The sequence below is a fragment of the Limnohabitans sp. T6-20 genome (genome assembly GCF_003063505.1).
Taxonomy (GTDB): Bacteria; Pseudomonadota; Gammaproteobacteria; order Burkholderiales; family Burkholderiaceae_C; genus Limnohabitans_A.
Genome location: NZ_NERW01000001.1, coordinates 758,561 through 771,594, shown reverse-complemented (window position 1 = coordinate 771,594; position 13,034 = coordinate 758,561). Strand labels below are relative to the sequence as shown.

General features: G+C 59.9%; 13 protein-coding genes. 5 read left to right on the top strand and 8 right to left on the bottom strand.

Annotation, left to right across the window (positions count from 1 at the left end):
* Positions 1–4 precede the first annotated feature (4 nt).
* From B9Z33_RS03645 to B9Z33_RS03630, 4 genes are all read right to left on the bottom strand, one after another.
* A complete protein-coding gene (locus B9Z33_RS03645; RefSeq protein ID WP_108286139.1) occupies positions 5–1,516 on the bottom strand; it encodes an amidase in 1,512 nt (503 codons plus the stop codon).
* Between the two features lie 5 nt (positions 1,517–1,521).
* Entirely contained in the window at positions 1,522–2,478 is a 957-nt protein-coding gene (locus B9Z33_RS03640; RefSeq protein ID WP_108285618.1) for a tripartite tricarboxylate transporter substrate binding protein, read from the bottom strand.
* A 1-nt stretch (position 2,479) separates the two neighbouring features.
* Positions 2,480–3,079: a TetR/AcrR family transcriptional regulator gene (locus tag B9Z33_RS03635; protein ID WP_158270169.1), complete on the bottom strand. Its 600-nt coding sequence runs from the start codon at positions 3,077–3,079 to the stop codon at positions 2,480–2,482.
* A 117-nt stretch (positions 3,080–3,196) separates the two neighbouring features.
* Entirely contained in the window at positions 3,197–3,877 is a 681-nt protein-coding gene (locus B9Z33_RS03630) for a flavin reductase family protein (RefSeq protein ID WP_108285616.1), read from the bottom strand.
* Between the two features lie 167 nt (positions 3,878–4,044).
* On the opposite strand from B9Z33_RS03630, the gene B9Z33_RS03625 reads away from it, so the two are divergent.
* Both B9Z33_RS03625 and B9Z33_RS15780 read left to right on the top strand, forming a co-directional pair.
* Positions 4,045–4,449, top strand: a complete 405-nt coding sequence (locus B9Z33_RS03625; protein WP_108285615.1) for a PaaI family thioesterase — start codon at positions 4,045–4,047, stop codon at positions 4,447–4,449.
* Positions 4,450–4,505: 56 nt separating this feature from the next.
* On the top strand, positions 4,506–4,640 hold the full coding sequence (locus tag B9Z33_RS15780) for a hypothetical protein (RefSeq protein WP_255417455.1): 135 nt from the start codon (positions 4,506–4,508) through the stop codon (positions 4,638–4,640).
* Positions 4,641–4,743: 103 nt separating this feature from the next.
* On the opposite strand, the gene B9Z33_RS03620 is transcribed toward B9Z33_RS15780, so the two are convergent.
* Genes B9Z33_RS03620 through modA form a run of 3 tightly spaced genes read right to left on the bottom strand, consistent with a single transcriptional unit; the run spans position 4,744 to position 7,380 of the window.
* The gene (locus tag B9Z33_RS03620) at positions 4,744–5,925 is read right to left on the bottom strand and encodes an ABC transporter ATP-binding protein (protein ID WP_108285614.1); all 1,182 of its coding nucleotides are present in this window, start codon (positions 5,923–5,925) and stop codon (positions 4,744–4,746) included.
* The gene (modB, locus tag B9Z33_RS03615; protein ID WP_108285613.1) at positions 5,925–6,602 is read right to left on the bottom strand and encodes a molybdate ABC transporter permease subunit; all 678 of its coding nucleotides are present in this window, start codon (positions 6,600–6,602) and stop codon (positions 5,925–5,927) included. Before modB ends, B9Z33_RS03620 begins: the two co-directional genes overlap by 1 nt.
* A gap of 46 nt (positions 6,603–6,648) precedes the next feature.
* Complete coding sequence (modA, locus tag B9Z33_RS03610; RefSeq protein WP_233252719.1) at positions 6,649–7,380, bottom strand: molybdate ABC transporter substrate-binding protein; 732 nt, start codon at positions 7,378–7,380, stop codon at positions 6,649–6,651.
* A 278-nt stretch (positions 7,381–7,658) separates the two neighbouring features.
* Between modA and B9Z33_RS03605 the strand changes: the two genes are divergently transcribed.
* Complete coding sequence (locus B9Z33_RS03605) at positions 7,659–9,539, top strand: phosphoenolpyruvate carboxykinase (GTP) (protein ID WP_108285611.1); 1,881 nt, start codon at positions 7,659–7,661, stop codon at positions 9,537–9,539.
* Between the two features lie 95 nt (positions 9,540–9,634).
* Here B9Z33_RS03605 and B9Z33_RS03600 read toward each other — a convergent pair whose 3' ends face one another.
* A complete protein-coding gene (locus B9Z33_RS03600) occupies positions 9,635–11,836 on the bottom strand; it encodes a caspase family protein (protein WP_146183819.1) in 2,202 nt (733 codons plus the stop codon).
* On the opposite strand from B9Z33_RS03600, the gene B9Z33_RS03595 reads away from it, so the two are divergent.
* Together B9Z33_RS03595 and B9Z33_RS03590 are read left to right on the top strand one after the other, a co-directional pair.
* Entirely contained in the window at positions 11,792–12,199 is a 408-nt protein-coding gene (locus B9Z33_RS03595; RefSeq protein ID WP_146183818.1) for a hypothetical protein, read from the top strand. The two genes, B9Z33_RS03600 and B9Z33_RS03595, sit on opposite strands and share 45 nt — an antisense overlap.
* The gene (locus tag B9Z33_RS03590; RefSeq protein ID WP_108285608.1) at positions 12,196–13,026 is read left to right on the top strand and encodes a hypothetical protein; all 831 of its coding nucleotides are present in this window, start codon (positions 12,196–12,198) and stop codon (positions 13,024–13,026) included. Before B9Z33_RS03595 ends, B9Z33_RS03590 begins: the two co-directional genes overlap by 4 nt.
* The last annotated feature ends 8 nt before the right edge of the window (positions 13,027–13,034 follow it).

The window sequence follows — 13,034 nt, the reverse complement described above, 5'->3', positions numbered from 1 at the left end:
CATTTCAAACAGCGTTGTGGCTGTCCACCTTAGCACCCCCGGCCTGGATGGGCGGGTGCGTCACGATGCTTTTGAGTTCGGGTCGGGGCTGCTGCAAAGCCGCCATGTCGGGCCGGGGTCTGTGCAAACCTGTTTGCGTTTTGCCCCATTGCTCCAGCGCCGCCGCCATGCGCAGCAGGTGCGCGTCGCGGTGCAGCGGGCCAATCATCTGCAGGCCAAACGGCATGCCCGCTTCGTCGCAACCCAGCGGCAGCGACAGCGCCGGGTTGGTGGCCAGCGTGACCAGATAGGTCAGGCTCAGCCACTCGTAATAGTTGCGCTGTTTCTGGCCATCCACCACCTCGGCGTACAGCTCGGTCCACGGGAAGGGCGACAGCGGCGTGACCGGCGACAAAATCAGGTCGTAGTGCTCAAACGCCGACTGGAATTGCCGGTTGATGCGGGTCTGCGCCAGATGTGACCAGGCGCGATCGGCCAGTGTGATGCTGGCGGCCATCTCCACATTGGCGCGCACGTTGGGTCCGAGCGTGTCGGGCTGGGTGCGGTAGACCTCTTCAAAGGCGGCATAAAAACTCTCGGCGCGGATCACGTCAAAGCAGCGATGGCCGTCGCTGAGACTCCAGTCCAGCGGCTCGCACACAGCCACTTCGCGCGAGATGGCCTGCACCCGTTCACGAAACGCCCGGCGGACCATCGGGTCCACCGCGCAGGCGCCAAAGTCTTCGGTGTAGGCCACGCGCAGTTGGCGCAAATCAGCCGCTTGCACAGGCCAGAACGCTTCGTGTTGCACGCCCAGGCTGAGCGGGTCCATCGGATGCGAGCCCAGGCTGGCTTGCATCATGAACGCGGTGTCGGCCACGTCACGCCCCATGGGGCCCAGCACCGAAATGGCCGACCAGCCCAAGGGACGCATGTCGTTGGCGATCAGCCCCGGCGATGGCCGCAAACCCACCACACCGCACAGGGCCGACGGGATGCGCAGCGAACCGCCCGTGTCGGAACCCGTGCACAGCGGCAGCATGTCGCAGGCCAGCGCCGCGGCCGAACCGCCCGATGAGCCGCCGGCGTTGAGTGTCGGGTTGAACGGGTTGCCCGTCGCGCCCCAAACCGGGTTGCGGCTGTTGGCACCTGCGCCCATGTCAGGCGTGTTGGTCTTGGCGGTGACGATGGCGCCGGCTGCGCGCAGGCGCGCCACATAAGACACATCGCGCTCGGGCACATGGCCACGCAAGCGCACATTGCCGCTGGTGGTCAGCAGGCCGGCCGTGGCCTGCAGGTCTTTCACGCCGAGCGGCAGGCCGTGCAGTGCGAGCAGCGCATCACCGCGCATGACCTGCGCTTCGGCTTCGCGGGCCGAGGCCAATGCGCGCTCGTAGTCGGTCGCGCAGATCGCGTTCACAGCCGGGTTGTAGGTTTCAATCTGGTCGATGCAGGCCTGCATCAGCTCGACGGGCGAGATGTGTTTGCCTGCGATCTGGCGGCGCAGTTCAACCGCGCTGTGTTCCACCAAGGCCATGGTGCTCACTCCATCGGGATGTTGGCGCGGTGCACATAGGCGCGCAACAAGGGCAGCTCTTGCGCCACCTTGGTGTCGTACACGCTGCCGGGCTGGAACAGCACGTCCAGACCCACTTTTTGCAGCTCGGCCTTGACGGCAGGATCGCTCAGGCTGTCTTTGAGGGCTTGGGTCAATTTGCCGCTGACCTCGGCCGGCATGCCACGACGTCCGACAAAACCGATCCAGGGCACCATCTCGTAGTCTGGAAAACCCGCTTCGGCAACCGTGGGCACTTGCGGCATCTGCGGTGAACGCTGGCGTGTGGTCACGGCAATGGCTTTGACCTTGCCAGTGGCCATCTGCGGCATGGCGGCCACGCTGGTGTCAAAGCTCAAAGGAATTTGTCCACCGATCAAATCCGTCATGGCCGGAGCACTACCTCGATAAGCCACATGCACCATGTTGGCACCGGTCATGACCTTGAACATCTCGCCCGCCAGATGCGCCGAGGTGCCCACGCCAAACGAGCCGAAATTCAAACCCTTGGGGTCGGCTTTGGCCAGCGCCAGCAGCTCCTTGACGTTGTTGGCGGGCAGCTTGGGGTGGGCCAACAGCACCAGCGGTGAACTGCCAATCAGGCCGATGGACTCAAAGTCTTTTTGTGGGTCATAAGGCAAGTTCTTTTTCAACGCGGCATTGACGGTGAAGGTGGTGTTGGACGAAATCAACAAGGTGTAGCCGTCGGGTGCCGACTTGGCCACGGCCGTGGCCCCGATGGCGGTACCGGCACCGGCCCGGTTGTCAACAATGACCGTCTGGCCCAAGCGCTGACCCAAGGGCCCCGCCAGCTTGCGCGCCAGGATGTCGGTCGCACCACCCGGAGGATAGGGCACCACCAGGGTGATGGTTTTGTCAGGATAAGCGGCTTGAGCCAGCAAATTGACGCTGCACAAGAGCGCGACCAAAAGAGTCTTTGTCATGTCATGTCTCCAGGGACGGGAACGATTGAAGGTATTGCGACAAGACCTGCAGTTGCGCAGGCATGGCCGCTGCAGGGGAAAACGGTGCGACCAGGCCCATGCCGCGCAGGGCTGACAACACGAACTGGACACGCGCCTCGGCCTGCGGGCCGTGGCACATTTCAGGAAAACTTTGCGCCATGCGCTGGTGCAGGCTGGCCGTCAGCACGCCACGCCTTTCAACGATGTGGGCGACCATGAGATCGTCCTCACGCGCCGCCAAATACGCCGCCCAAGCCACCGTGAAACGCGGTTGGCCATACAAAGTGGCCCAGGCTTGCTGGACAAAATGCGCTGCTCGCCGCTGCAGGTGCCAATGCGCGGGGGGCCAGAAATCGCTGTGCTCTTCGAGCTGCGCGATCAAGCGCGTGATCACCTCCAGCATCAGCGCGGCCTTGGACGTGAAGTGGTGCTGAACAGCGCCAGCGGTCATGCCTGCGGCACGAGCAACTTCGTGCACCGACACCTGGCCATGGCCCTTGGTGTGCATAAGGCCCAAAGCTGCGTCCAGCAAGCGCTCACGCGTCTGTTCGCTTTTGATTTGGTGCAGGGTGCGCGTCATGGTGTGGGCGTCAGGATGTGAGCAATCAAATTGCATTATGGTTGTAATGCAATTGATCCTTTCACCGTGCAAACCCCTAGGCCAGCACCCTGCCCGTGCCCAAGGCGGCTAGGCGTCTTAGCGTTGGGTTGCGGCCTTGGCCTTGTCGGGTGAGCCTTCCAGCCCTGCCAGCAAGGCGCTGTTGTTGCCGCCAATCACCATCTCGAATTTGTTGTCCACAAAGGTGTAGTCGAAGTAACCCATGCGCGCCAGCGGCTGGATCTTGAGGATGTCGAGCATGCCTTGGCCGTCGATCACTTCGTCGTCGATGTGGATGGCCACCACCCGGCCAAACACCACATCGGCGGTGCCCATGGGGGGCACACCCGGAAAGCGCAGCGTGTTGAGGTAGACGCACTCAAACTGAATGGGTGAGCCCGCCACCCGCATGGGTTTGACCTTGCGCGAGGGCAGCTTGACGAGCCCGGCATGCTCGAATTCATCCACGCCATGCGGCAGCTCTTCGGCCGACCTGTTGACGGCATCACGCAGCGCATAAGTCGCCATGTTCCAGACGAATTCGCCGGTCTCTTCGGCGTTACGCACCGAGTCCTTGCGCTGTCCGCCCGTGTTCTGGTTGGCCGAAAACATGACGATGGGCGGGTTGAACGTGACGTTTTGAAACTGGCTGTAAGGCGCCAGGTTGTGACGGCCCTGGCTGTCCACGGTGGAAATCCAGCCAATGGGGCGCGGCACCACGCAGGATTTGAAAGGGTCGTGTGGCAGACCGTGGGGTGTGACGCCGGGTTCGTAGTACATGGTGAGTTCCTGGAGGCAAGACAAAAGTGCAAGACCGCGTGCAATGCTGCGCGCCCGGCACCTATCCTAAAGGCGTTTGGCCTGCGCGCTCACTTACTACCCACGCAGTTTTTGGACTGCAAAATAGGGGTTTTGCGCTCACCGGTCTTTGACCAGACCGCTACACCATGACCACCCAAACCCTCCAACACGCTTTGTCCGACCTGTTCGCACCCTGGGTACAGGCCCTGAATCTGAAAGTCGAGGGCTTTGACGCAGATAGCGTGACCTTGCGCCTGCCCCAGAGCGATCAGCTCTCGCGGGTGGGTGGCATGTTGTGCGGCCAAGCCATGATGGCGGCCGCCGACACGGCGATGGTGTTGGCCTTGATCAACCACTTCGGCACGTTCCGGCCTTGCAGCACAGTGCAATTGTCGAGCACCTTCATGAAGCCCCTGTCGGGGCAAGACGCCCTCATCACCGCACGCGTGCTGCGGGCAGGCAAGGCGATGGCGTTTGGCGAGATCGACCTGGCCGGGGCCGATGACGGAAAGAGCGTTTTCCGGGCCAGCACGACCTACGCCTTGATGTAAGACAAGCGCTGGCCGGGCGTGGCTACAATACGTCCATTCTTGTTTTGAGGTTCCCCATGTCTGCTCACAACGACACACACACATCTGACGATCCCGTGGAAAACGTGGTCAAGCACATTCCTGTGGTCATTCCGGCCGCTGGTGCCGTGCTGATTTTCTTGCTGGCCTTCATCGCCGTGTTCATGGCCTGAGGCTTTGACGCCCCGAAGTGCTTGCCTTTGCTGGCGGCACTCACCACAACCCGCAACAGCTTTGGCTTTGCGGGTTTTGTTTTGGGGCGGTCCCCGGCTGCGCTCAGGCTGAGGTTTCGCGCACCGGCATGATGTGCAATGCGCCGGGGGCAATCAGCAACTGAACCCATCCCCCGGCATTGACCTGAAGCCGCTCCAGCAATCGGGTGGTCAGGTTCAGGGTAATGGTCTCAGCGGGCAACGCTTCTGGCGTGAGTGTGCACAAACTTATTTCACCCAAAGCCAACACCTCGACCAAACGGCAGCGCAGCCGTGTGGCTCCCGCATCTGCCTGATCAGGGGCGCTGGCATCGGCCAACACATCGACCTGTTCCCCATTGAGCACCCAGGTCACGGGTGTGCCATCGTCGATCTTGTTTTTGTCCACCACCGTCAAATCGATGGCGGCATGCGCATCCCCCGCTTGCGTCCAGCGCAAGCGCGCCCAGCCTGGCTGGTCTTTGTAGAAACAGCCCGCAAAGTGGTTCTGGATACCCACCAGCTCGGCCACGCGGGCATTGCGGGGGCTGGCAAACACCCTGGAAGGTTGGCCCGTTTGCAGGGTCTGCCCCGCGTCCACAATCACCACCCGGTCAGCCAGACGGCGGGCCTCGGCCAGATCGTGCGTGACCAGAACCATGGGCACAGACACTTGTTGCCGCAACGCCGCCAGTTCACGGTAAAGGGTTTGGCGTGTGGGGGCATCCACCGCAGAAAAGGGTTCGTCCAGCAACAGCACCCCCGGTAAGGCGGGTGGCGTGGGCGATGCCGCCGTTGCAGAAGAGGGTGTCGGCATGACACGCACCAAGGCGCGCGCCAAGGCCACACGCTGCTGTTGCCCACCAGAAAGTTGCGCCGGTCTGCGCTGCGTGAGTGCATCCAGCCCCATGCGTTTGAGCAAAGCCTGCACATCGGCAGCCGACCAGCCTGGACCTGCGGCCAGCGCCACATTGGCATGGGCTGTCATGTGTGGAAACAAGGCGTAATGCTGAAACACCAGGCCCGCACGGCGCTGTTGCGGACTCAGGTGCACGCCCGCTGCTGTGTCGAGCCAACTTTGCCCGTCCACCCGAATCTGCCCCTGCACATCGGCAGGCGTCCACAAACCGGCAATGGCGCGCAACATGCTGGTCTTGCCGCTACCCGATGGGCCGACCAAGGCCACCAGTTCGCCTGCGCCACAGTCAAATTCCGCCTGCAAACGAATCGGACTGCTTGAATGGAGTTGAACTTGCAAGCCCGACATCAACGCTCCTGCAGGGCACGCCCGCGCTGGCCCACCCGGTCAAACGCCAAGACCAGGGTCAGCGCCAGCAGGGACACCCCCACCAGCACCAGCGCCATCACATGGGCTGATGACAAGTCCATGCCCTGAACCTTGTCGTAGAGCGACACCGACAAAGTGCGGGTTTCACCCTCGATGTTGCCGCCCACCATGAGCACCACGCCAAACTCGCCCAGCGTGTGGGCCACTGTGAGCGCCATGCCCGCCAGCAAACCGGGCCAGGCCAGCGGCAACTCGATGCGCCAAAAGGTTTGCCAAGTAGACAACCCCGAGACCCAAGCCGCCTCACGCAGGCTGTGGGGCACGGCGGCAAATGCGCGCTGTATGGGTTGCACCATGAAGGGCAGGTTGACCAACACGCTCACCAGCAGCAAGCCCTCCAGCGTGAACACCAAGCGAACACCAGATGCCGCCAGCCAAGCCCCCAAGGGGCTGCCTTGCCCCAAAGCCACCAGAAAGTAAAAACCAATCACGGTGGGCGGCAACAGCAAAGGCAACAACAACAAGGCTTCGACGAAAGGACGGCCAAGCCAAGTCGTGACCGCCAGCCAGCGGGCCAATGCCAAGCCCAGCGGCAACAAGACCAGGGTGGTCAAGGTCGCCAGGGTCAGCGATACGGTCAGTGCGGGCCAATCCATGGGGGTCTGTTTCTAGGGGGTCGTTGATCGTTCAGTGTGGCCTTGATTATTGTGGCAAGGCGTAGCCGTGCCGCAAAAAGACCGCCCGGGCTTGTGGGCTGAGCAAAAATTGATGCCACGCCACTGCGGCTGGGCTGGCCCCTTTGAGCAAAACCATGCGCTGGTGCAATGGCCCATGCAAGGACTCTGGCAAAGGCAACACCTGCAAAGCCGGGGCCAGCTCGGGCGCAGTGGCCAGCGCCAGGGCCGTGATGCCCGCTTGTGCGGCCCCTGTGGCCACAAATTGCGTCGCTTGCCCGATGTTGTCACCCAAGACTTTTTGCCCGGCAGGCAATGCACCCACGCCCGAACGCAGCAAGGCCTCTTGTGCCGCCACACCGTAGGGGGCCAAAGCAGGGTTGGCCATCGCCAATTTGTCGCCAGGTTTCAGGGCTCGCACCACAGCAGCAAGCCCCTGAGCCAAAGGCAGTGCTGAATTTTTAGGCAGAATCAGTGCCAACCGCCCCGTGGCATAACGCTGCCCGGCATCCAGCGTGCGTCCCGCCTTGACCAATTCAGCCACCCATTCTTCGTCCGCTGAGATGAATTGCTCAACGGGCAGGCCTTGCAAAATCTGCCGCGCCAGGTTGCCCGAAGCGCCCAAACTGACTTCGACCTGCACACCTGTTTGATGCCTGTACTGGCTCACCAAGTCAGCAAGCACAAACTTTAGATTGCTGGCGGCGGCAATCTTGATGCGCAGTGGCGTCTGCGCTTTGGCCAGTTGTGGCAGGGCCAAAACCGCGATCAGCCACTGTCGGCGGCCCCACGACAAAACAGGAAGCCTAAAAATCGGCATAACGTCATGCTTTTTTTGCATAGATTTAAAAGGGTTTTGGGCGCAAATGACAGGCACAAAGCAGACAGGCTCCCTAAAATCGAGACCCCAAGTTACCAAGCGGTTACGGCACACAGCTTGATGCCGACAACACCGTCAGTATCTCAGCCAACGAGCCGTTTTTTCAAAGCCCCCAAACAGCGGTTTTGAAAAAACGATTTTTAAACTTGGAGCTAGTCATGAACTCACCCGTGATGCAGGGCCTGAACCTGAACACACCCGCGTACGTCAAGAACGCGAAACTGATCGCCTGGGTCGCCGAAATGGCCGCCCTGTGCAAGCCCGCCAACATTTACTGGTGTGACGGCTCTCAAGAAGAATACGACCGCCTGTGCGCCGAGCTGGTCGCTGCCGGCACCTTTAAAAAGCTCAACCCCGCCAAGCGCCCCAACTCCTTCCTGGCCTGCTCCGACCCTTCGGACGTGGCCCGCGTGGAGGACCGCACCTACATCTGCTCGGCCCAAAAAGAAGATGCCGGCCCGACCAACAACTGGATGGAACCTGCGCAAATGCGCGCCACCCTGAACCCGCTGTTTGACGGTTGCATGGCTGGCCGCACGATGTACGTGGTGCCTTTCTCGATGGGCCCGCTGGGTTCGCACATCAGCCACATCGGCATCGAGCTGACCGACAGCGCCTACGTGGCCGTCAACCAGAAAATCATGACCCGCATGGGCAAGGCCGTGTTTGACGTGCTGGGCACCAACGGCGACTTCGTGCCCTGCATGCACACCGTGGGCGCACCTTTGGCCACCATCGACGGTGTTTGCCAAAAGGACACCACCAGCTGGCCTTGCAACCCCAGCACCAAATACATCGTGCACTTCCCCGAGACCCGCGAAATCTGGTCTTACGGTTCGGGCTACGGCGGCAACGCGCTGCTGGGCAAGAAGTGCTTTGCCCTGCGCATCGCCTCCAATATGGGCCGCGACCAAGGCTGGTTGGCCGAGCACATGCTCATCTTGGGCGTGACCAACCCCGAAGGCAAAAAGTACCACGTTGCAGCCGCTTTCCCCAGCGCTTGCGGCAAAACCAACTTCTCGATGCTGGTGCCGCCGAAAGCCTTTGAAGGCTGGAGCGTCACAACCATTGGCGACGACATCGCCTGGGTCAAACCCCACGCCGACGGCAAGATGTACGCCATCAACCCCGAAGCCGGTTACTTTGGCGTCGCCCCCGGCACCAACATGAAGACCAACCCCAACTGCATGCTGAGCCTGCACAAGGACGTGATCTTCACCAACGTGGCCCTGACAGACGACGGCGACGTGTGGTGGGAAGGCATGGAAAAAGACACCGGCAAGCTGCCCGACCATTTGATCGACTGGCAAGGCAAGGACTGGACCCCCCAGATCGCCAAAGAGACCGGCGCCAAAGCCGCTCACCCCAACGCCCGCTTCACCGTGGCCGCTGCCAACAACCCCGCGCTCGACCCCGCATGGGACGACGCTGCGGGCGTGCCGATCGACGCGTTCATGTTCGGTGGCCGCCGCTCGACCACCGTGCCCCTCGTCACCGAAGCGCGCACTTGGACCGAAGGCGTCTACATGGCCGCGACCATGGGTTCCGAGACCACCGCTGCCGCCTTTGGCGCGCAGGGCGTGGTGCGCCGCGATCCGTTCGCCATGCTGCCGTTTTGCGGCTACAACATGAGCGACTACTTCCAGCACTGGCTGAACACCGGTGCCAAGGCTGAGGCCGCTGGCCACAAGCTGCCCGCCATGTACTGCGTGAACTGGTTCCGCAAAGACGACAGCGGCTCGTTCGTGTGGCCCGGCTACGGCGACAACATGCGCGTGCTCAAGTGGATGATCGACCGCCTGGAAGGCAACGCCAAGGGCGAAGAGACCATGTTCGGCGTGGCCCCCACTTACGGCGAAATCACCTGGACCGGCCTGGACTTCAGCGCCGAACAGTTCAAGTCGGTCACCAGCATCGACAAAGCCGCCTGGCAAGCCGAATTCAAGCTGCACGACGAGCACTTTGCCCAACTGGCGTTCCATCTGCCCAAAGCGCTACTGGACACCAAGGCTGCACTGGAAGCGCGCTTGGCTGCGTAAATATCGGGTTCTGCGCCCAAGCGGCGCCTGAGGTTCAAACCGCCCCGGCCACAATCCGGGGCGGTTTTTTATTGCGCGTCTCCAGCTGGTGAGGCTTACTGTTTGAAGTAGAACTCACCAATCGCTTGGTCATAAAGGGACGGCGTTTGCTCATGCCCCACCGATCGAGCGAGACGAACCACTTCATTGCGCACGTTGCGCAGCACCCGGTCAACAGAGACGCCCGGCTTGGTCATTTCTTTCACAAAAATCCGGGTGAACAAACCATTCTTTTCTTTGTCGTTGTCACCCAACCTGTCCAAGGCTTGCTGACCCGCGCCTGCCGAGAACATGATCATCTGGCCTGTGGCTGCCGTTGTGGGTGCAAGTCCGCGGCCACCGATGGCTCGGCCTTTGCTTTTGAAGGGGTTGTCACGGCAAGCATCGATCACGGCAAGCGCAAACTTGGTCTTTTTGTCTTCCATGTCATCCAGTACTTTTTGCAGCAAGATAGCGTCGTCTTTGACCTGGTCTTCTTGATCGCCTTGCACATCGGTCGGCAACAAGTAATTGGCATTGCCCAATTGCACACCATGGCCAGCATAAAAGAACAACACTTCGTCACCACCGGTCAAGTTTTGCTTGAAATCGCGCACGGCTTGCTTGAATTTTTTCTCGTTCAAATTCAGATGTTTGAAGACCTTGTAACCCACAGCCTCCAGTGACTTGGCCATGGCTTCTGCGTCGGCACCCGCATTGTTGAGCTTGGGCACATGGGTATACAGATCGTTACCGATCACCAAGGCCTTGCGGTTGGCATAGGTGACGGGCTCTTTGAAAGCGACAGGCTCAGGCGCGGGCGCTGCTGCGGCCTGTTCTTTCACCTTGGCGGCCGCAACGGCAGCGGCATTTTCTTTCTGAAGTTTGGCCAGCATCTGGGTCATGGCCTCCAGTTGCTGGGCCATTTTGCGTTTGTCTTCCTCCATGGCCCTGCGCTCTTGCTCAAGACGCAGCTGCGCAGAATTGTCTGCAACGACGGGGGCAGAAGCCGGAGCTGGCATTGCAGATGCAGGCTTCACCGCTGACGCAGGTGCGGGTGCGGGCCTGACCGGATCGACAGCAGCAAGAACTGGCGCAGTCGGCGGCACGGGAGGCTTGGCTGCAGGTCGATTGCTGCCTGACGTCTCCGCTTCACGCAAAAGCTCCTGGGTCCGCTGTTCACGCGCTTTTTCAATAGCGCCGACGTTTGCGTTCTCGGTAGCAGGCGTGGCCGCTGCAATTTGGGTTACCGCAGATACCCCTGGCGTCTGCCCACCTGTATTGACCGGGTAAGCCAGCGCCATGATCGGCTGAGGTTTCTTGTTGAAGTAACTCTGCTGCATGGACTCGATATAAATAGACGTCCAACCCGACAGGATCTGGTGCTCGGTCAACTCCTGACCAGATTTGAAATCACTCCTGAATTTGTTAACTGTCATGCCAACTGGGGGCAACACAAACGCATCAATTCGCAGTTTTTTCCCATTGAATTGCTGGACGGTTAATTCCATTTGAAAAACGCCCTTCCTGTCTGCGCCTTCCGGTTCGCTCATGCCATTCAAAACATCTGACCACCATTGAAAGTCACGCTGATTTAAGGCCCAGCTCAAAGCTTTCCAACTTTCAAAATCGGGAAGCGCAAACACACGAGAGCATTTGTTCAATGTTTCGCTGATGCGTGTGCCGTGCTCATTGACCATGAACTGGTGAAGATTCTTAGACACGCACCCCGTATTGCCCCACCGCCCAACGGTGGAAGTTTGCCGAACCACCAAATAAGGCACCTTTGCACCAGGCAGTCGGTTTTTCAAGGTGTATGCATCCCAACTCTCACCTGGAAAACTCAATGCGGTGATTTGGGTCGCTTCCCACGAGCCCTCAGGCAAGGCCACACTCGCACCTGACCCCATGGGCAAAAAGTCTTTGTACAAAGAACCTTTGACAGGCTGGGCCATGGCAGGCACAACAAGGCATGTGATCAACAAAACAGCCGTAGCAAAAAAGGGCCGCAGCATCGTGCCCGTCCACCTCAAAAATAAGTGAATGGTTTGATGAGCGAATGCAGTCAATGACATGATGGATATTCCTGGAATCTCTCTGAGTGCATCGGCCTGCAACGGTAGGCATGGCCCTGTCAAACTGAGAATTGTTCCAATTGTTACACTGATAATCCGGTATACACCACACCATTGCGGGAAACACCCAACATGCGCTCCTTTTTTTCGACCCCGATCATGGCCTTGGCACTGACACTTTTGCCCTGGGGTGCTATCGCCCAAACCAAATTGATCACCGAAGCCGAGGCGCAGGCTCCCAATCTGCAAGTGCCCGCCACGCGTGCCATCACGCGCGGCCCAGGCATCAGCTTGCTGTCTCCAGCGGAAGTGCCTGCCAAATCTTTCGCGTTCAAAATGCTGTTTGAACCCCGTGGTGGCGCCAAAATAGACCCCTCCAGCATCAAATTTGAATACTTAAAGCAACCCATCGTCGACCTGACGGCTCGATTCAAAACAGGCTTGAACGGGAACCAGCTTGAATTGCCCCAGGCAAGCGTGCCAGCCGGAACTCACCCGATACGCGTTTCCGTGCGCGACAGCGAAGGCCGTGAAGGCAACACCATCATCCATTTGAGCGCCAAGTGAGCCACGCCAGCTTCAACTGCCCCTATTGCTGGAGCGATGTTCCTGTCCAAGCATCGGTGTGCAGCCACTGCACCCGGGATTTGGTGCTGTTCAAGCCCCTGGCCCTCAGGGTGCAAACGCTGGCAGATGAAATCGAACAACTGAAAGTGTTGACGCAGCAGCAAGCACAGGCATTGGCGCAACTGCAGTCGCAGGACATTCAAACCGTGGCGCAAAGTTATGCGCAAACGCACGATACACTGCAAAAACAGTCTTCATTGGCACCCATGGCCACACCGGATCAATCATGGCTGATGCTCTGCAGCACGGTCCTGTTGACCGTCAGCAGCATCGGTCTGTGCCACTGGATGTTGCTTTTTGTCTATGACGCAGCGCCTTTGTTTTTGAGGATGCTAACGATTACCCTGCCTGCATTGACAGGGTATCTTTGTGCACGCCGCAGTGGCTTGGGATGGCTCGTCCACCTGATGACAGCCACAGTGGTTGCGGCTTTGTCTGTGGGCCTGATGCTGGCCATCACGGCGCGAATCGATGCAGTGCCCCTGTGGCCGGACAACCCGAGGGATTGGCGCGAAACCCTGGAATACACCGCAGCCATCGGACTGGCATTTTTCACGGGGTACTTGGTCCATCGCCTGATCATCCGCTGGCAACAGCAACAACGCAACAAAATCAGTCTGCGGATTTTGCTCGCACGCGATGAAAAAGGGCAGTTCAAAATCACCGAAATTTCCAATCAAGTGCAGAGCCTGATCACAGCCACCGCACCTTTGGTCTCTGCCAGCGTAGCGCTTTATTCCGGACTCAAGGCTTTCACGGGCAATTGAGCCACTTT